At 60.0% G+C, this 18,504-nt stretch carries 16 protein-coding genes; 12 read left to right on the top strand and 4 right to left on the bottom strand.

What is annotated here, in order from left to right:
* Window positions 1-31 precede the first annotated feature (31 nt).
* A complete protein-coding gene (locus tag QP891_RS10385; protein ID WP_284771144.1) occupies window positions 32-493 on the bottom strand; it encodes a hypothetical protein in 462 nt (153 codons plus the stop codon).
* A 121-nt stretch (window positions 494-614) separates the two neighbouring features.
* Here QP891_RS10385 and QP891_RS10380 point away from each other — a divergent pair, with 121 nt between their 5' ends.
* From QP891_RS10380 to tgt, 9 genes are all read left to right on the top strand, one after another.
* Window positions 615-2,495 carry an HtaA domain-containing protein gene (locus QP891_RS10380; RefSeq protein ID WP_284771143.1) on the top strand — a complete coding sequence of 627 codons (1,881 nt, stop codon included), beginning with the start codon at window positions 615-617 and terminating at the stop codon, window positions 2,493-2,495.
* Window positions 2,496-2,505: 10 nt separating this feature from the next.
* Window positions 2,506-3,552, top strand: coding sequence for a heme/hemin ABC transporter substrate-binding protein (locus QP891_RS10375; RefSeq protein WP_284771142.1), 1,047 nt, complete (start codon window positions 2,506-2,508; stop codon window positions 3,550-3,552).
* Window positions 3,533-4,582: a FecCD family ABC transporter permease gene (locus QP891_RS10370; RefSeq protein ID WP_410758063.1), complete on the top strand. Its 1,050-nt coding sequence runs from the start codon at window positions 3,533-3,535 to the stop codon at window positions 4,580-4,582. The genes QP891_RS10375 and QP891_RS10370 overlap by 20 nt, the downstream gene beginning before the upstream one ends.
* Window positions 4,582-5,376, top strand: a complete 795-nt coding sequence (locus tag QP891_RS10365) for a heme ABC transporter ATP-binding protein (protein ID WP_284771140.1) — start codon at window positions 4,582-4,584, stop codon at window positions 5,374-5,376. The genes QP891_RS10370 and QP891_RS10365 overlap by 1 nt, the downstream gene beginning before the upstream one ends.
* Window positions 5,369-6,427: an HtaA domain-containing protein gene (locus QP891_RS10360; protein WP_284771139.1), complete on the top strand. Its 1,059-nt coding sequence runs from the start codon at window positions 5,369-5,371 to the stop codon at window positions 6,425-6,427. Before QP891_RS10365 ends, QP891_RS10360 begins: the two co-directional genes overlap by 8 nt.
* 199 nt (window positions 6,428-6,626) lie before the next feature.
* Window positions 6,627-7,268 carry a biliverdin-producing heme oxygenase gene (locus tag QP891_RS10355; RefSeq protein WP_284771138.1) on the top strand — a complete coding sequence of 214 codons (642 nt, stop codon included), beginning with the start codon at window positions 6,627-6,629 and terminating at the stop codon, window positions 7,266-7,268.
* Between the two features lie 86 nt (window positions 7,269-7,354).
* Window positions 7,355-8,215 carry an HtaA domain-containing protein gene (locus QP891_RS10350; RefSeq protein WP_284771137.1) on the top strand — a complete coding sequence of 287 codons (861 nt, stop codon included), beginning with the start codon at window positions 7,355-7,357 and terminating at the stop codon, window positions 8,213-8,215.
* Between the two features lie 228 nt (window positions 8,216-8,443).
* The gene (locus QP891_RS10345; protein ID WP_284771136.1) at window positions 8,444-11,131 is read left to right on the top strand and encodes an MMPL family transporter; all 2,688 of its coding nucleotides are present in this window, start codon (window positions 8,444-8,446) and stop codon (window positions 11,129-11,131) included.
* Window positions 11,128-12,384 (top strand): tRNA guanosine(34) transglycosylase Tgt, encoded by a 1,257-nt coding sequence (gene tgt / locus QP891_RS10340; protein WP_284771135.1) that lies wholly within the window; start codon window positions 11,128-11,130, stop codon window positions 12,382-12,384. Before QP891_RS10345 ends, tgt begins: the two co-directional genes overlap by 4 nt.
* On the opposite strand, the gene QP891_RS10335 is transcribed toward tgt, so the two are convergent.
* Entirely contained in the window at window positions 12,360-13,052 is a 693-nt protein-coding gene (locus tag QP891_RS10335; RefSeq protein ID WP_023024985.1) for a queuosine precursor transporter, read from the bottom strand. The genes tgt and QP891_RS10335 overlap by 25 nt on opposite strands.
* Before the next feature lie 24 nt (window positions 13,053-13,076).
* Here QP891_RS10335 and gluQRS point away from each other — a divergent pair, with 24 nt between their 5' ends.
* The 3 genes from gluQRS to QP891_RS10320 are packed head-to-tail and all read left to right on the top strand — an operon-like array spanning window position 13,077 to window position 15,915.
* Window positions 13,077-13,970, top strand: a complete 894-nt coding sequence (gluQRS, locus tag QP891_RS10330) for a tRNA glutamyl-Q(34) synthetase GluQRS (protein ID WP_284817057.1) — start codon at window positions 13,077-13,079, stop codon at window positions 13,968-13,970.
* A 13-nt stretch (window positions 13,971-13,983) separates the two neighbouring features.
* The gene (locus tag QP891_RS10325) at window positions 13,984-15,576 is read left to right on the top strand and encodes a cation:proton antiporter (RefSeq protein ID WP_284771133.1); all 1,593 of its coding nucleotides are present in this window, start codon (window positions 13,984-13,986) and stop codon (window positions 15,574-15,576) included.
* A 3-nt stretch (window positions 15,577-15,579) separates the two neighbouring features.
* Window positions 15,580-15,915 (top strand): hypothetical protein, encoded by a 336-nt coding sequence (locus QP891_RS10320; RefSeq protein ID WP_239270016.1) that lies wholly within the window; start codon window positions 15,580-15,582, stop codon window positions 15,913-15,915.
* On the opposite strand, the gene QP891_RS10315 is transcribed toward QP891_RS10320, so the two are convergent.
* Entirely contained in the window at window positions 15,912-16,160 is a 249-nt protein-coding gene (locus tag QP891_RS10315; protein WP_239270015.1) for a hypothetical protein, read from the bottom strand. The genes QP891_RS10320 and QP891_RS10315 overlap by 4 nt on opposite strands.
* A 25-nt stretch (window positions 16,161-16,185) precedes the next feature.
* Window positions 16,186-17,727: a molybdopterin-dependent oxidoreductase gene (locus QP891_RS10310; RefSeq protein ID WP_284771132.1), complete on the bottom strand. Its 1,542-nt coding sequence runs from the start codon at window positions 17,725-17,727 to the stop codon at window positions 16,186-16,188.
* Window positions 17,728-18,504: the final 777 nt, after the last annotated feature.

The following is an 18,504-nucleotide window of genomic DNA, read 5'->3' as shown; positions in this document are numbered from 1 at the left end:
CCAACGGGGTGGCTTTGGGCTTTGGGTTGGCTTAAGCGTCGTGCTTTGCGCGCGCAGCCCGCGTGCGGCGGCGCTGTAGGGTGGGGAGGAACCACGTCACGACGGCAGCGATGACGGCCATGGCGCCCGCGCTCCACGCGAGGTATTTCACGGGGGTGAACCACCACGCCAGGGCAGCGATTACTGCGATGACGATCCATACGGCGGGCACGAGGAGGCTGGGTTGTTCGGCCCACGGTTCCCGGGGGAATCGGCTGCGCGCCTCCGCACGGATGCGGCGCGGCGTTTTACGTGCAAGTGCCAAGGAACAGGCGACCACAAAGGCCAAGCCAATACCGGCAATGAGCAGGCTGCCGCTTACGCCGCCGAACATAAATACGCCGACGGAAAGCGCTAAGGATAAGCGTTCACCGATCGTGAGTGGGAAGTTCTGTGTGGGATCGACATCTGGATAGATGCTGTTGAAGATGTCTTTACGGGGGTCGTTGTGCATTTTTGTTTCTTATAGGGGGGTGGTTTATTGACAATCAATAGAAGTTAGGTCAGGATACACTTACTTCAATTAGGCAAGCTTAGCCTATATCATTTTTAGGCACGAAAACAAGGTTCTCAACATGATTGGAAAACTGTGGAAGTCGGCGTTCGGCATCATCGTCGCTGCTTTCCTCGTCGCGGCATTCGCCCCACTTTTGTCTTCTGCCCCGGTTGCCCACGCAGATGAATCCTGCACATGGAAATGGGGCATCAAGCAGTCATTCCGCAGCTACGTCAAAGGCAATATCGCCCACGGTGGATGGGGTGCCAACGGCATTGGCTTCACGGGCGACGAACGGGGCGATGGTGCGTTCGTCTTTACTGCAGGAAAGCCCGATGCGTCTGGTGGGAACGTCACGATTCCGTTCAATGGAACGCTGAGCTTTACCGGCCACGATGGAGTCTTGGACATGACAATGTCGGACTTCAAGGTCAAGGCCTCTGGTAAGCAGGCGCAGATTTCCGTGGACTACGTCTCCTATGAAATGAACCGCCAAGAACTCAGCCGCGGTAAAAAGATCCAAGGCAATGATGAGGTAATCGCCACCATTAATCTGGCCAACCCCGTCAAAGATGGTGCCGGAAAGGTTGATTTGTCTGGATCTACCACTCTGACCTCTGGCGGGGCCAAGTTTTTCACCGGTTTCTACCAGCCAGGTGAAGCCTTAGATCCGTCCTCTGGCGGCATTGCGCTTGATGGCTCGTGTTCCGAATCTGGTTCCGGATCTGGCTCCGGTTCCGGTGAGAAGCGTCCCTTGACGTCCATTACGGGTTCCTTCACGGGCTTTAACAAGGAAGCCATGGACATCCTGTCTGAAACCAATGACACGATGAACGGGATTACTACGTTCATGGGCAATACCCAGGCGTTCCTGGATGAGTTGGAGTCTTTCAACGATCGGGGCGGATCGAACTCGAATTCGGATGGTTCTGCTTCGGGTACGTCGAACTCCACTGGAGGAAACTCGGCTTCTACTAACTCTGCAGCGGGAAATTCATCACCGAGTAACTCTGGTTCGGGCGGAGGCGGCGGTGCCTCAGGAACTGGCAAAGCAGCGGGATCTGGTCCTTCGCACTCTGGAACTGCGAATTCCGGTGCCCCGGGCTCAGGTAATTCAGGTGCGGAAGCATCTGGCGGGGGCGATGCTGTCTGTGAGGCCACTGGGGTTACGCAAGCCACTGCTCAGTGGGGGTTAAAGAAATCCTTCCAGTCCTATATCACCGGATCCATTGCCCAAGGCCGATGGGATCTCTCTGGTGTTGGCTATGACAATGGACGTTTCCAATTCACGGGTAACTCCGGTGCCGTAAAAGATGGCGCGGGCTCCGTGCAATATGGCGGAAGCATGCAGTTCACCGGGCACCACGGCAAGCTGGACCTCAACATCGCCAATCTGGAAATCACCTTCAACGGCAATTCTGGCGAGCTTATCGCTGACGTGCGCTCTTCCAATATGGAAGGCAAGAAGAAAGACTTTGGGCGCACTGTTATTGGCACCTTGAGTTTTAATTCCCTCGACGTCGGCACGGACGAAGTGTCCGGTGAAGCTGCGGTATCGCTTTCTGAGGCCGGTTCCCAGGCACTCGCTGAGTTCTATGAACCAGGCACCCAGTTGGATCCGCTGAGCTTCCACGCCACCTTGGGCGGAAGCGCTGATTGCGGCGCCGTATCCGGTGGCGGCAGTTCTAGCTCAGGTTCCGGATCCGACGGATCAGGCGCGGGCGGAAACGGAAAGGGTAGCTCTGGTTCCAAAGGCGGCGCGCATGCCGCAGCCGGGGACTCAGCGCTAGCCGGTGACTCGGGGCAGGGATACGAGGACGGATCGAACAAATTCAAGGTCAAGTCCGCGACGTCTCTCGGCGGGGGCCTAGATAACCCGACCACCTATCTACTGCTCTTCATCGTCGGATTGATCATCGCCGGTGGCTCCACCAGTCGGCTTGTCATGAACAACTCTTAGAAAGATTGCCGTGAAACTCGTTCTTCGTTTCCTCGTGCCATTCCTGTGCATCTTCAGCCTTACCGCGTGCGGTGTGCAGGGAAGCTATACCGATCAGCTACCGGATCCCGCCGATCTCTCGGACCCCAGATCCTTTGAAGGTGTCAGCGATGTCAAGGATTTTGACGATATCGAGCCGGTTACTGATAAGGCAGAGCCGGCGCTTCCGGTGGAGCTTACCGATGCCGATGGTAATGACGTCACTGTCACCGATGCCTCCCGCATCCTCGCGTTGGATATCTATGGCACCTATACCAAGACTCTTAGCGGCTTGGGGCTTGCGGATAATATCGTCGGCCGCACAGTTTCTTCTACCGAGCCCAACCTGGCGGATCTCCCGGTGGTGACCGAAGGCGGCCACAATATCAACGTGGAGGCGGTGCTGGAGCTGCAGCCGACGCTCGTCATTGTGGATCACTCCATTGGCCCGCGCGATGCCATCGATCAAATCCGGGCGGCGGGTGTCACCACCGTGGTGATGGAACCTGAGCGCACCATCGATTCGGTGGGCGAGGACATCACCACGCTTGGCGATGCCCTCGGCTTGCCCGACGAAGCACGCGAGCTAGCCGAACGATCTACCAAGGAAATCGACGAGGCAAAGGGAGCCATCAAAGAGTTGGTTCCCGATGATCCGATGCGCGTGGCGTTTCTCTATGCGCGCGGAAACGGCGGCGTTTTCTTCATCATGGGTGACGGTACCGGTGCGCAAGACCTGATTGAAGGCATCGGCGGCGTGGATCTGGCTGCAGAAAACAACCTTTCCCATGCAGAACCTGCTAATGCTGAGGCGCTGGCGCGCATCAATCCAGAGGTGATCATCATGATGACTAATGGCCTGGAATCCACCGGCGGCATTGACGGCTTGCTGGAGCGGCCCGGCGTTGCTCAGACCACCGCCGGCCAGAAGAAGCGCATCGTGACTATCCCGGACGGCCAATCGTTGGCATTTGGTCCCATGACAGGGCAAACGCTGGTGAAGCTAGCAAAGGCTGTGTATGACCCGGACAATGAGTAAGGGCACGGACACCTTCGCGCGCCGCCGCACGCAGCGCACTTGGGTATTCGTACTCCTGGGGATTCTCACCGTGCTCGCGGCGCTCATCTCCGTCGTGCTGGGGCAATACTATGTACCGCTGTCTGATCTCTTCCCCATTTTGGCAGCTGGCCACGGGGAGGATTCCTTGACCGCAAGCGTGGTGTGGGACATTCGCCTACCGCGTTTGGTCTTGGGGCTCGTGGTGGGTGCGGCCTTGGGCGTGGCCGGCACGCTGATGCAGGCGGTGTTCGCCAACCCCCTGGCAGAACCCTCCATTATCGGCGTTACCTCCGGTGCGGGCGTTGGTGCGGCCGTAGTCATCGTCTTTAATATCGAATTCTTCGGTACCTTTACCGTTCCCGCCGCAGCCTTCCTTACCGCGCTGCTGGTTACCTTCATTATCTATCAGCTTGCGCGCCACAACGGAAGGGTTGCCGTGGTGCACCTGATTCTCACCGGCATCGCCATCAATGCGGTATGCAACGCCATCATCTCTTTCATGGTGTACTTGGCGCCGACCGCCAACCGCGAAGCGATCATTTTCTGGCAGATGGGCTCCCTCAACGGCTCGCAGTGGAAACACGTCTGGGCGGTACTGCCCATCGTGGTGGTTGGCCTCGCAGTGGCCTTGCGCCTGGGCAAGCAGTTGGACGTCCTCGCGCTCGGCGAGCGCGCCGCCGCACATACCGGCGTGAACGTGCCGTGGCTGCGCATCGTGGCGATCGTGGCATCGGCAGTGTTGACCGCCGCGGCCGTTTCCTTCGCCGGCCTCATTGGCTTTGTAGGACTTATCGTTCCCCACCTGCTGCGCAGCGTCGTCGGACCAGAAAACCGCATCCTGCTGCCGGCTTCCGCCCTTGGCGGCGCTGTACTCATTGGTTTCGCCGACGTGGCAGCGCGCACGATGATTTCTTTTGCGGATCTTCCCATCGGCATTTTCACCGCCCTGGTGGGTGGGCCAACGTTCTTCATCTTGCTGCGCCGCATGATGCGCAAAGGAGTGCACTGATGATAAACGCTAAAGACTTAACCGTTCGCGTGGGGGAGCACACCCTCGTGGACCAGGTGTCCTTCACTGCTCAAGCGGGCGAAGTTACAGGACTTATCGGTCCGAACGGCGCCGGAAAATCCACCGTCCTAGCTGCCGTGGCTGGAGATATCGACTATTCCGGTGAGATCACCGTGGGTGGGTTATCGCCCAAGGCGCCAGCGCGAGAGCTCGCGCGCACGCGTGCGGTGATGCTCCAAGACGTCTCGGTGTCCTTCGAATTCCTTGTCCGCGATGTCGTTGCGATGGGGCGCCGCCCGTGGGAAGGAACTGCCTACGCAGATCTCGACGATGACTTTATTGACGCCGCCCTCGATGCCGCCGGCGTCGCGCACCTAGCGGGCCGAGACATCAGCACGTTGTCTGGTGGTGAGCGCGCCCGCGCGGCCTTCGCACGGGTGCTTGCCCAAAATACCCCGGTGATCTTGCTGGATGAGCCAACGGCCGCGCTGGATATCCGGCACCAAGAACAACTGTTGGGCTCAGTAAAAGCCCTTGCCCGCGAGGCAGGCGTCGCCGTCCTCGTGGTGCTGCATGACCTCAACGCGGCAGCAGCATATTGCGATCATCTCGTATGCCTGTCGTGCGGGGGAGTAGCAGCCCAAGGGCGCGTAGATGAGGTCTTTACCAGTCCAACATTGTCTCAAGTGTATGGCTGGCCGATATCCGTCGATGGGCTGCAGGTACATCCACAGCGTGCCACGCCCACCATCAACCCACTCTTCTCACATAAATTGGAGGATTTCCATGTTTAAGAAAGTAGTGGTCACCGCTCTCGCGGCGACCGCGCTCACCGTGCCACACGCTTCTGCGGAAGAAACTTGCACCATCGAATCCGGTTCCTTGAACTGGGGAATTAAGCACTCGTGGCGTTCCTACCTCAAAAGCGGTTTTGCTGCTGGTGATTGGTCCACTAGTGGCCCAGTGACGCAAACCGGTGATCCTAAGGGGAAGGATTTCTCTTTCGGCTTCGAGGTCGATCCTGCAACCTCTACGGTAACGGTAGATGAGGAGGGCAATGTGGTGTCGTCCAATATCGAGAGCAAAGACTCCTCGATAACGTTCACCGGTCACCACGGAGCTCTGCATTCCACGGTAGTGGCACCTTTCATCAAGACCTCCGGTAATGAAGCCCAGCTCGGTTCCGGCTACGAGGTCTATCACGTAGAGGGTAAGAATATGCTTCAATACACCGTGGACGACCACATCGACGCTAATAAGCGCACTGGGGATGGGATCTTTGGCCACGGCACGGCGCGATGGACCAAGGAGGGAGACACGCTGACCCTTTCTGCCAGCGATGTGCGGTACAAGGAGCAGCAGGGGACAAAAGATGGAAAAATCGAGGGCGTAGACCAACTTTTCATGGGCATGTATAGCTCAGAGAACAAGCCTGAGCTTGATGATGCCCACCTAACCCTCAAGGTTTCTCCTGGTTGCGGCCAAAAGAAGGATGAAATGCCGCAGAACGAACCTGCTCCGCAGCCGCCGGTAGCTGCGCCGGAAAAGGAAGAGCAGCCACAAAGTCAGCCACCGAAGGACAATCCAGCTCCGCAGCCACCAGCGACCTCACAGACCCCGGCACCGCCGAAGAAGCCGGAGACTCCAAAGAGCCCTGAGACTTCGGAGTCTAAGAAGCCGGGAACTGATAAGCCAGAGAAGGACACTCCCTCCGGTTCTAGTTTCGCCAAGGTGTGGAACTACATCTTGGGCGTGGCAACCATTGGCAGCATGTTTGCCATTCTTGGGCAGGCGTTTATGAAGTCGGGCGCCCTTGAGAGCGTGCGTGCTCTACTCCACCGATAACAAGCTGCTGATCCGATAATAGGGGGTCAGCGGCGCGGGCGGTGTCGGCAGCCGCATCCCGAAGCCGCGCGCACCGCAGGCGGTGGGGTAGGGAGTTAGTTCTTTTGGTTGATTTCTTCCCACAAGCCTTGTAAATAAGGATTGCCTAACCTTAAATTTATATTTGGACATTAGGTAAGCATTACTTTGGAGGAAGTCAGTGACTGTGACGCTCAAGAAACCATTATCCGTCGCATTGCGTGAGGAGACCGCCCACGCCCATGAGAATGCGGAGGGTTCGGCGTTTATGCAGCGGCTCATGTCGGGCCAGCTGAGCGCTGAGGCCGCCGCCGATTTAAGCGGTCAGCTGTGGTTTGTCTATGAGTCTCTGGAGCGTGCAGTCCGCAGTGTGGCGCATACTCCAATCGCCGGTGCGGTGGCCGATCCACGCCTTGAGCGGCGCTTTGCTCTGGAGGCGGATCTGGCGGAGCTCGTCGGCGGCGACTGGCGTGAAAAGATCCGGATCCTGCCGGCGACAGCATCCTACGTTGCCCGCCTAGAAGGGGTATCCGGCAGCGCGGTAGAAGTGGTGGCCCATCACTATGTCCGGTATCTCGGTGACGTCTCCGGCGGTCAGGTGATTGCCGCGCGCCTCGGCACCCTCTATGACATCGAACCGGATGCGCTGAACTTTTATGACTTCAGTGCCATCGGCAAGATTCCGCCGTACCGCAAGGGCTACCGCGAACGCCTAGACGGCCTCATGCTGACTGCGGAGCAGCGCGAGGCTTTGCTCTCAGAGGCGCAGCGCGCATTTGCTTTCAACTCGGGGATCTTCACCGAGCTTGATAAGCGCCACTGATTTACTTTTTCTAATTTTCCAAATAAGGTAAGGCTCGCCTAATATTTTAGGCAAAGCTTCACCACTGCTTTCAAGAGGAGAAATTCATGAAAACAACATCCGTCATCGCCGTTGGAGCGGTTGCACTTGGCGCCGTCAGCGCCCCAGTAGCCTCTGCCGATGAGGCTCCAGCCGATGTCCCCGCCGTGGAATCCGGCCAATTGAACTGGCCCATCAAGGAATCCTTCATTCACCACGTGGAGACCAACCCGCTTGCCAAAGGTATCATCAATACCACCGAAGGCGCGGAGAAGGTAGGAAAGGACTTCACCTTCCCGGTCGATGCGGCCCACACCACGCTGGATGCTGAGGGAAACGGCACTATTGACACTCAGGGATCCGTGCAGATTCAAGGCTATCCAGGCCTCGGCCCTAATGGTTCCTACGGCGTCGATCTCACGTTCTCGGATATCAAGGTAGAAGTAGCAGGACAAAACGCCACCATCACCGCGGATTATAAACTTACGGGCGCCTCGGGCCCGCTTAAGAACAAGCCGGTTGAATTGTCTGGCGATGACGCCGCAATCTCTACCTTCACGCTTACTGAGTCCTTGGTACCGGAAACCGGCAAGACCTATGCCACAACTGATGCCCCCACCTCGCTGACCCAGACGGGCTCCGACATCTTCTTGGGCAAGTACCCAGTGGGGCAGCCGCTTGACGATGCCAACTCGGATCTCACCGTGGCATTCGACGGTGCCTCCGAAAACGCTAAACCATCTGACCAGGTAACCCCAGAAAAGAAGCCTTCGGGCGACAACGCTGCAGCCGATGGTTCTTCTTTCCACGGTTCTTCGTTCGGCACACTAGGCGAGACCATCGCTGCTGTTATCGAGCGGGTAAAGAAAATTAGCGCCTTCTTCTCTGACCTCGTTCTTCCTGGTCTGAGCTTGTCGAAGTTCGTTTAAACAGCGAGCGCTCTCTCGCGGCTGCATTGTCTACGCCGCTCCGCCGTGGCCACCCGATCTAGTCCTTGACTGCATCGAATGGCCACGGTTCTTTTTGGCCCGCCGCCTTGGCATCGTCTGTGAATACGGGCTGCCCGGCGGCTAAGTAATAGGGAATAAGGGGCACGGCAACTACACTAGGGCGAAGTTAAATCCGTCCGACTACGCGAATGCGAAGGTACATTTCCCGTGGCTAAACTCCTCTACCGGCTCGGGCGCTGGTCATTCCTCAATAAATGGAAGGTCATCGTCACCTGGGTGGTCCTACTGGCCGCCGCCGGCGGCGCTACCGCCTTGTTGATGAAACCGATGACGAGCGAGTTCGCTATCAAAGGCACCCCGTCCATCGATGCCACTTACAAGACGATGGACCTTTTCCCGGAAGGCGGAAACCCCGCCAACTCCCCATCGGTGAACTTGGTCTTCCAAGCCCCGGAGGGCCAAAAGCTCTCGGATCCCGCCAATGAAAAGGCCATCAACGCGGTCATTTCCCACCTCGAGGACAACCTGGAGATGGGCGATACCATGCGCTTTGGCAACCCGCTTGAGGTCTCGCCGCGGCTGCAGGACGAGGTCGTCCACCAGTTCACGGAGATGGGGCTGCCGGAATCATCCGCGCGTGCCGATGCCGATAACCTCGCCATGGTCAATGAGGATGAGACCATTGCCTATACCACCTTCGATTTTGATGCCGAATCGCCCTATAGCGTGGATCAGGCCGATAAGGACATCGTGACGGAAGCGATGGACATCGGCAGGCAGCAGGGGCTTACCGTCGAGGCCGGCGGCGCCGGGTTTGGCGATGAGATTCGGGTTAACTCCACTTCCGAGATCATCGGTCTTGGCGTGGCCTTCCTCGTCCTCATCTTTACCTTTGGCTCCCTGGTCGCTTCTGGAATGCCGCTGATTTCCGCCGTCATCGGGGTCGGCCTGGGTGCATGCGGCATGCTGATTACCACGCACTGGATAGAGCTCAACAACATGACGCCGGTGCTGGCCATCATGATTGGCCTGGCGGTGGGCATCGACTATGCGCTGTTTATCTTGTCCCGCTACCGCGCCGAGCGCGCCCGCATGTCCGCCCCAGAAGCAGCCGGTATGGCGGCAGGAACGGCGGGCTCTTCCGTGGTCTTCGCCGGAACCACCGTCTTTACCGCGCTTTTTGCCCTGCTCATTGCACGCATCGAATTCCTCACCGCCATGGGGCTTTCCGCCGCCGCAACCGTGGCCATCGCCGTCCTCGTCTCCCTCACGCTCATCCCCGCGATGCTCGGGCTTTTGGGGGACAAGGCGTTTAGCGGCCGCATCCCCGGCGTGGCCGGCAACCCTTCCCACAAGGGAAAGGTGCGCCGCGGCCCAACCATGGGCCATCGCTGGGTACGACTGGTACAAAAGGTGCCCGGCTTGGCGATGGCCCTCGTCGTCCTCTCCCTCGGCGCCATGACCGCCCCCGTGCTCCACATGGAGCTGGCGCTGCCTGCCGATACCACCTCGAATCCCGATACCACCCAGCGCAAGGCTGCCGACCTGATGGCCGAGGGCTTCGGCCCCGGCGTCAACGGGCCGTTCCTCGCGGTTGTCGATGCCCACACCATCAACGCCGATTCCGCCGCACTCGCCCCATTGGTGGCGGCTCAAGGCGGAGAAGCCGAACCCGAAGAAGGCGCCGGCGAGCCACCCGCCGATAATCCGGAGGATCATGCGCCTGACAACGCGCCTGAGCCCGCGCCCGACGAGGCGCCCGATCAGCCGGCGGACCTGCCAGCCGACCAGCCCGGTGATCACCCCGCAGAACACCCTGTTGACCAGCCTGGCGACCAGCCAGCGGAACACCCCGCGGATCAGCCCGGCGAACAGCCAGCGGAGCCGGAAATCGCCCCCGTCGCAGAGGTCGAGGACAAGGAAGACGCCGCCGCGCCGACCAGCGCCGAAGACAAGGCAGCGCTGGCGTCCTTCCTCTACACCGCGGATCAGCTGAAGACGCTCGGCGGGGTAAAGCACGCACAAATCGTTGCACTCAGCGAGGACCAGCGCGCGGCACAAATCATGGTGACCCCGGAAACCTCGCCAACGGAAGCCGCAACCATTAATGTCGCGCACGCGCTGCGCTCTGCCACCAAGGAGATCGAAGGCACCACCGGCACCGAGATCGGCCTGACGGGCTTGACTGCCGTGCAGTTGGACATTACCGAGCGCCTGCGCGATGCGATGGCGCCTTACTTGAGCATTGTTGTGGGGCTGGCAATCGTGCTGCTGCTCGTCGTCTTCCGCTCCATCTTGGTGCCGCTGGTAGCGGGCCTCGGCTTCCTGCTTTCGGTCGGCGGCGCCTTTGGACTCACGGTGCTGGTATGGCAAGACGGCCTGTGGGGCCTCGTCCCAGGCCCCGGCCCGCTGCTATCGTTCATGCCGATCTTCCTCATCGGCGTGACCTTCGGCCTGGCCATGGACTATCAGGTATTCCTGGTCACCCGCATGCGCGAGCACATCGCGCGGCATCCGAAGGGCACGGCGGGGCCCTATAGCGCTGTCGATGAGGCCACCATCACCGGCTTTACCCAGGGCGCGCGCGTGGTGACGGCCGCCGCCATCATCATGATTTCGGTCTTCGTGGCCTTTATCAACCAGCCGCTGCCGTTCATCCAGATCTTCGGCTTTGCCTTGGCAGCGGGCGTGCTTTTCGATGCCTTCTTTGTCCGCATGACCCTCGTCCCCGCCTCCATGTTCCTCATGGGCCGTGCTACGTGGTGGATGCCCAAGTGGCTGGATAAGATCCTGCCCACCGTAGACATCGAAGGCACCGCGCTTGAGGAAGAATGGGAAGCACAACACGCGGATGACGGCCAGAAGACCAGGGAAGAAGAGGAAAATAAGGAATGAAGGACTTAAGTTTCGACATCGATAAGCGCCTGCCCGAAGGCCCCGGCAAGCATGGCCGCAGCGGTATTATCCACACCCCGCACGGAGATATCGCCACCCCGGCGTTTATCCCAGTGGCGACCAAGGCCACGGTGAAGACGTTGACGCCGGAGCAGATTCGCGCCACCGGAACGCAGGCGATTTTGTCCAATGCCTATCACCTCTACCTGCAGCCGGGCCATGACATCGTGGATGAGGCCGGCGGCGTGGCGAAATTCGAGAACTGGCACGGGCCGACCTACACCGATTCCGGCGGATTCCAGGTGATGTCTTTGGGCGTGGGCTTTAAAAAGGTCATCGCCATGGACTTGGCGGATCTCACCGAGAAGGATATTCGCGCCGCGAAAAGGGAGCGCATGGCCAAGGTAGATGAGGACGGCGTGGATTTCCGTTCGATTATCGATGGCTCCAAGCACCGCTTTACGCCCGAAAAGTCCATGCAGATTCAGCATGGGCTGGGCGCGGATATCATGTTCGCCTTTGACGAGCTGACCACGCTCATTGATTCGCGCACCTACCAGGAAGAATCCGTGGCCCGCACGCACCGGTGGGCGCAGCGGTGCCTAGAGGAACATGACCGGCTTACCCGCGAGCGCTACCACCGCCCGAAGCAATCACTGTGGGGCGTGGTGCAGGGCGCCCAATACGAGGACTTACGCCGCCAGGCCACCCGCGGGCTGTTGGACCTGGACCGCGCCGCGCGGGAGAAGGGTCAGCGCGGTTTCGGCGGCTTCGGCATCGGCGGCGCGCTGGAAAAGCAGAACCTGGGCACCATCGTGGGCTGGGTCTGCGACGAACTACCGGACGATAAACCGCGCCACCTGCTCGGCATCTCCGAGCCCGATGACATCTTTACCGCGGTCGAGGCCGGCGCCGATACCTTCGATTGCGTCGCGCCAACCCGCCTAGCCCGCCGCGGCGGCGTCTACACGCTCGATGGCCGCCTCAACCTCACCAATGCGCGGTTCAAGCGGGACTTTAAGGGTGTAGACGAGGAGTTCGGCGGCTACGTCACGGAGAATTACTCGCGCGCCTACCTGCACCACCTGCTCAAGGCGAAGGAATTTTTGGCCGGCACGCTGTGCACTATCCACAACGTGGAATTCATGGTGCGGTTAGTGGACAATATCCGCGCCGCCATCAACGGCGGCTACTACGAGGACTACCGCGATGAATTCTTGGGCCGCTACTACGCGGCGTCGAAGGCGCGGTAATCTTCGCGCTTTTTCACCAGCTTGATAACAGTGGAGGTTATGGGCAAGAGGACGACCTCAATCAGCGTCTTCCACACAAAGCCCACCACCACGTAGTTGATGAACCCGCTCGTGGTGTCGATGCCGATGACGGGCGCGGCGATGGCGCAAAACAGCAAGGTATCGCCAAACTCGCCCACCACGGTGGAGGCGATCAGCCGGGAGAAAAGGCCCTTTTCGCCGCTGCGCTTCTTCATTGCGGTCAGCGTCCACGCGTTGAGCAGCTGGCCCACCAGGTAGCCGGCCAGGGAGGCCAAAACGATGCGCGGCACCAGGCCCAGCGTGGCGGCGAAGGCCTCCTGGCCCTCATAGAAATCCGCCGCGGGCAGCCAGATGGCGATGTAGAAACACACTACGGCGAGCAGTGCCATTGCAAAGCCGATGTAGATGGCGCGCCGGGTGGACTTGAAGCCGTAGCACTCGGATAAAACGTCGCCGACGATATAGGCCAGCGGGAAGAGGAAGAAGGCGCCATCGGTCACGAGCGGTCCGAGCTGGACGCCCTTGGTGGCGTTGATATTAGAAATCAAAAACGTCACGACGAAAATCGTGACGAGCCAGGGGTAGAGAGTGGAATGAACGGGGATAAAGCGCACTTGAGAGGAGGGGGATTTTTCCATGCCCACCATTGTGCCAAACCGTATGCTGGGAATATGAATTCCGCGACCACCGGGGCGGGCCGCTACGCCCCGAGCCCTTCCGGCGATCTGCACTTTGGCAACCTGCGCACGGCGCTTCTCGCGTGGCTCTACGCGCGCTCGACGGGGCGCAGGTTTGTGGTGCGGGTGGAGGACATCGATAAGCAGCGCTCCTCCCGCGCGGCCGCCGTGCGCCAGCTCGCGGACCTTGCGGCCCTGGGGCTGGAGTGGGATGGCGAGGTCATCTACCAGCAGGATCGCGATGCCGCCTATGCCGCGGCGCTCCAGAAGCTGCCGGTCTACGAGTGCTACTGCTCGCGCAAGGATATCCGCGAAGCCTCCCGCGCCCCGCACGCCATTCCGGGCCAGTACCCGGGCACCTGCCGTGGGCTTTCCGATGCCCAACGTGCCACCAAACGCGCCCAGCTCGCCGCCGATAACCGCCAGCCGGCGCTGCGCCTGCGCGCCGATGTCTCCAGCTTCACCATCCACGACGCCCTGCACGGCGAGTACACCGGTGACGTCGATGATTTTATCCTGCGCCGCGGCGGGCAGGACGGCGGCTGGGCCTATAACCTGGCGGTGGTCGTTGATGATGCCTACCAGGGTATCGACCAGGTGGTCCGCGGCGACTATCTCTTATCCTCCGCCCCACGCCAGGCCTACCTGGCCTCCTTATTGGGGATTGCACCGCCGAGCTACGTGCACGTGCCGCTGGTCCTGAATACCGCGGGCAAGCGCCTGGCCAAGCGCGATGGCGCGGTGACGATGCGGGATATGGGGGAGCCGAGGGGCATCGTCAAGCAGCTGGCGCAGTCTTTGGGCTATGAGGCGGAGACCGCCGCCGAGCTCCTCGCGCAATTCCGGCCGGAGGAATTGAGCCGCGAGCCGTATATTTGGCGCGCGTAATACTATCGAGCCCATGGAAGTTTTACTGGTTCTCATCGGGCTCATGCTGCTGACCGTCTTCGTCGTTGCGATCGGCGATAGGGTCGGGCTGCCCTGGCCCGCGCTGCTGACGATTATTACCGCCTGCGCCGTTTTCGTGCCGGGGCTGCCGCAATTCGACATCCCCACCGAGCTCATCCTTCCCATCTTCTTGCCGCCGCTGCTGTGGGCGCTGGCGCGGCGCACGTCCTGGGGTGTGATTCGCGGGCAGTGGGTGACCATCCTGAGCCTGTCCGTGCTCCTCGTTGTTGCCACCACCCTCGCCGTGGGTGCAACCGCCTACGCCTTCCTGCCGGGGATTAGCATCGCCGCCGCCATCCTCATCGGCGCGGCCATCGCCCCGCCGGACCCCGTGGCCGTGGATGCGGTGGCCGAGCCCGCCGGCATCCCGCGCCGCATCATCACCACCTTACAAACGGAGGGGCTGTTTAATGATGCCGCCTCCATCGTCGCCTTCCACCTCGCGCTCGCCGCCGTGACCCAGGGCGGCGATATCTCCTTTGGTAGCGGCGTGCTGAGCTTCCTTTATTCGTCCGTTGTCGCGCTTGCCATTGGTTGGCTCATCGGGCGGCTGACGGCGCTGTTTATTACCCGCGTCCACGATGTGGTCGCGCGCAACGCCCTGACCTGGGTGGTTCCTTTCGCCACCTTCCTCGTGGCCGAGGAATTAAAAGCCTCCGGTGTTATCGCCGTGGTCATCGCCGCCGTCGAGCTCAACTCGCGCGCTGATATCCAGGCCGAGGACCGGCTTTCCGGCCAGTCATTCTGGGAGACCATGGAGCTGCTGTTTACCGGCGTCGCGTTCGGCCTTATCGGGTTGACTGTTAATACGGCCATCGCGGAGGTCGGCTCGGATTTGTGGCACTCGGTCATGGTTGGCGTAATCCTCTCGCTGGTGGCCTTCGTGGTGCGTTTTGTGTGGATGTTCTTCTACTACCGCCTCAACGTCTCGCGCGGGCGCCCGCACGTTGCTCCGCTGCGGATGCAGGAGGTATTGCTGATGACCTGGTCCGGCATGCGCGGCCTGGTGACCTTGGCGCTGGTTCTATCCATTCCCACCGGCGTCTTCGCCTTCCACCACGAGCTGGCCGTTATCGCCCTGACCGTCCTGTTGGTCACCATGGTGCTGCCCGGCCTGCTGCTGCCGTGGCTGATGAGGCAGCTCGATCTCACTGAGGCCTCGCAGGCCGCCAACGATAAGATGCGCGCCGCGGTGGTCTCGCGGGCGCGCGCCGCCAGCATCGATGCGCTATCGCAATTCCGCCCCGAAGACGATGCCACCGGCGAGGCCGAAACGGTCGATCCGGAAATTTCCGCCAACGTCATCCAGTGGTTCGAGGACCGCCTGGGTGATGGCGAAAACCCCGCCGAGAATAACGACGAGCGCAAGCAGCGCGCCGAGGAGGCCCGCCGCGTCGCGCTGGAGGCCCGGCGCACCGCGCTTAACGCCGCGCAGAGCGAGCTCCTAGTCCTGCGCAAGGATCGGGCCTTCAATCCGGCCATCGTGGATGAGATACTGGAAGAGATCGACCGCATGGTCATCGGCACTAAGCACCGGGAGATTTAGCCCATGGATCCACAACACTATGCCGAGCTCGAGGACGCGATGGACTACCTCTACGATTTCCTCGACGAGGACTTGGCGGACCGCGTGCGCGCCGAGCGCGAGTTCGTTCCGGCGGGCTTAGAAAGCTTGCTTGCCGATGACTCCCTCGACGACTACGCCTGGCTCTGGATCAAGGATCCCGGGCCGAATGGCTTCCGGCAGTACCTGCGCGATGGCGGTTATTCCGAGGCCGAGGTGCGCCAGACCTTCGCGTGGGCGCGCAGCGAGTGGGGCATGAATACCCCACCGCATATCGCGTGGCTTAAAGAGGACGGCTACGAGCCGCCGCGCATCGATTAGGCCAGGCGGTACGGCCCCGCCTTGCGCACCGCCGCATCAATGACCTCCGGATCTACTGTGACGGACTCAGCGTGCTTGATGACGACATCCGCGGTGGCATCCCCGGTCATCTCGAAGGTGGCTTGGCCCATTCCCGTATCAGCAAAGATACCGTAGAGCTTTTGCAGACACTTGCGCACGTCATTGTCATTGCGGATGCCATCGATGGCGATGCGGGTTTCGGTGACAGAAGATTTATCAGTCATAGAAACAGATTCTAATCCTTCGGTGCTAGATGCGGCCGTTGAAGGCTTGGAGCGCGGAATCCTCGCGGGTGCCGCCGCGGCCATCGCCGTAGTCGGCGTAATCACCAATCCAGGCAATCCGCGATACCCACTTCACTGCCTTATACCCGTGGTTCGATTCCACGCGGGCGCGCACTGGGGCGCCCAAGTGTAGATCGATGTCCTGGTCATTGCGCGAAATCGCCAAAATTGACTGATCCTCCATGGCGGTCTCGATATCGAAGGCCGCGTAGAAAGGCTCGCGCGGGCGGTTATCGTACATCTTTTGCGCCAAGCCATAGGACTCGATGAGCACGTAGTTGGCGCCTTCGGGGCGGGGGCAGAGTAGCTCGAGGACATCGGCAAGCTTGGGCCCTCCCCACTTGGAGGTCGCAGACCATCCCTGCATGCAGGTATGCGTGGCGATGTAGGATGTCTGCGGCAGCTCCCGCAACTGCTCAAGGGTGACGGTCTTTTCGGTGCCGTTGACATCATCAGCCACGGTAATGGCGTAGTCCTCCCAGCCATTGCGCTTGTACTCGGTCCACTCCGGGGACTCCTTCTCCGTCGGCGGCAGGCCGTTGGTCCAGTGGAAGGAGGAAATGGGCATCGGCGAGTCCTTGGTTTCCTTGGGCTTGCGCGGGTGGAAGTGGTTCAGCGAAAGCTTGCGGCCGATTTCGGTGAACGAGACCAAGAAATTATGTGCCCGGACGCGGTCCGCCAAGGTCCAATAGGACAGGGCAATCCAGAAGATGATGACCGCCACGATGGTGATGACGACGGTGGTAAAGGCCTGCACATAGCGCTCGGTGGAGACGTCACCGAAGACGATGTGGACCATGTTGTACTCGCGGTGCACGAAGAAGACCAGCACCACGTGGACCAGGATGAACGCGGACATCAAGACCATGCCGATAAAGTGCAGCGACCGCGCACCTTGGTGGCCGCCCAGCATCTTTACAAACCACGGGAAGCGCACGCGGATGGCCGGCGACATCCCCAGGCCGGTCACCATCATGAAGGGCGCAACGATGAAGATGACGAAGGCGTAGGCGAGTTGCTGGAGGGCATCGTATGGCGTGAAGTGCTCGATGCCGGGCGCGCTGAGGCTGATATAGACCTTGAAGGTATCCCACGCCTCCGGGATGATGTCCCAGGAGGTGGGGATGAGGCGCTGCCACAGGCCGGTGGCAAAGAGCAGCACGACGTACACCAGGCCATTGAGGACCCACAGCATGACCGAAAGGCCGTGCCAGTGGCGGCCCAGGCCAATGTTTTCGCGGCCCGGCAGCGCCACGACCGGTGACCACGAAAGCTCGTCCATCAAAGAGGTATATACGCCCTCTTCCTTGGGCAGCTTGCGCTTGGTAAAACGCAGCCATTCGGTGCCAGGCGCGCAGTCATTGCGCCACCACAGGCGCGGCATGGAAGAAAGCATTTCCAGCCCGGAGCGCAAGAGCATGCCGATGAGTACAAAGTTGATGAGGTGCGTCGCGCGAAGCCACAAAGGAAAATCGGGGTTTTCGCCGAGAGCCAAGACATAGTCCATGGGGAGCGTCCTAGGGAGATAGTTTATGGGAAAAGGGCTATCTCTATTTTGACGGCTTTTCATGGATTAAACAAGCAGGGCGGATTCTAGGGGTCGTTGCAACGATGATGGTTATTTTGGTGTGATACTACCGGTTTGTGTCAGGGCGTTGCCGAGACAAATTCCTCTGTGCTGCACGCACGAACTTAGCGAGTATGCCGGCATCGCGGGCCAGTGGGGAAGTAGCGGGCAGTTCTGCCAGTATTGCTTGCAGGTGTTTGACTGCGCTGTTGGAGCCGTCTCGCGCGTACTCGTAGTCTCCACCGTGTCCGTGGGCTTTGATGAATAGGGCGCACAGGTGTGCGTCCTGAGCTTCATGAATAATGTCAACCATTCCCCCAGATCTCCTAGTCACCCCTTTTCCAAGTGCTTTTTATTTTTCCCGAAGCCCGCCACGCTATGACCAAGTTAACGACCTGAACGGAGGTTAGCCTCATAATCCAACCGACCCCTTTTTGTTCGGACTCCGCCTGTTTCGTGATGTTTACGTCACTACATTCAGCAGGATCGGGCTTACTACATTCAGCAGGATCGGGCTTCCCAGAGGTGAGAATTGCGATTGTGCATACAAGTCCCATAAAAAGAGGGACAAATATGGGAAACTTTGTTGTACTAGTCACCATAAACAAGCCTATGCCGACTAGCAGTAGGACCACGAAGGGGTCAAGTCCGTTTGAGTGGTGTTTCTACCTTTCGATAGAGCATGCAGTGTGATGGTGTCAGGGGCCAGCACGTGCT

It is taken from the genome of Corynebacterium sp. MSK310 (assembly GCF_030227355.1).
In the GTDB taxonomy this organism is placed as follows: domain Bacteria; phylum Actinomycetota; class Actinomycetes; order Mycobacteriales; family Mycobacteriaceae; genus Corynebacterium; species Corynebacterium rhinophilum.
Note: the sequence above shows the minus strand (reverse complement) of the source record. Positions and strands in the feature narration are given on the sequence as shown.

Coding starts and splice junctions, on each gene's coding strand:
- QP891_RS10320 (WP_239270016.1), top strand. CDS start 15,580: ATGGATCCACAACACTATGCCGAGCTCGAGGACGCGATGGACTACCTC.
- QP891_RS10360 (WP_284771139.1), top strand. CDS start 5,369: ATGTTTAAGAAAGTAGTGGTCACCGCTCTCGCGGCGACCGCGCTCACC.
- QP891_RS10370 (WP_410758063.1), top strand. CDS start 3,533: ATGACCCGGACAATGAGTAAGGGCACGGACACCTTCGCGCGCCGCCGC.
- QP891_RS10350 (WP_284771137.1), top strand. CDS start 7,355: ATGAAAACAACATCCGTCATCGCCGTTGGAGCGGTTGCACTTGGCGCC.
- QP891_RS10385 (WP_284771144.1), bottom strand. CDS start 493: ATGCACAACGACCCCCGTAAAGACATCTTCAACAGCATCTATCCAGAT.
- gluQRS (WP_284817057.1), top strand. CDS start 13,077: ATGAATTCCGCGACCACCGGGGCGGGCCGCTACGCCCCGAGCCCTTCC.
- QP891_RS10335 (WP_023024985.1), bottom strand. CDS start 13,052: ATGGTGGGCATGGAAAAATCCCCCTCCTCTCAAGTGCGCTTTATCCCC.
- QP891_RS10315 (WP_239270015.1), bottom strand. CDS start 16,160: ATGACTGATAAATCTTCTGTCACCGAAACCCGCATCGCCATCGATGGC.
- QP891_RS10380 (WP_284771143.1), top strand. CDS start 615: ATGATTGGAAAACTGTGGAAGTCGGCGTTCGGCATCATCGTCGCTGCT.
- QP891_RS10325 (WP_284771133.1), top strand. CDS start 13,984: ATGGAAGTTTTACTGGTTCTCATCGGGCTCATGCTGCTGACCGTCTTC.
- QP891_RS10365 (WP_284771140.1), top strand. CDS start 4,582: ATGATAAACGCTAAAGACTTAACCGTTCGCGTGGGGGAGCACACCCTC.
- QP891_RS10310 (WP_284771132.1), bottom strand. CDS start 17,727: ATGGACTATGTCTTGGCTCTCGGCGAAAACCCCGATTTTCCTTTGTGG.
- tgt (WP_284771135.1), top strand. CDS start 11,128: ATGAAGGACTTAAGTTTCGACATCGATAAGCGCCTGCCCGAAGGCCCC.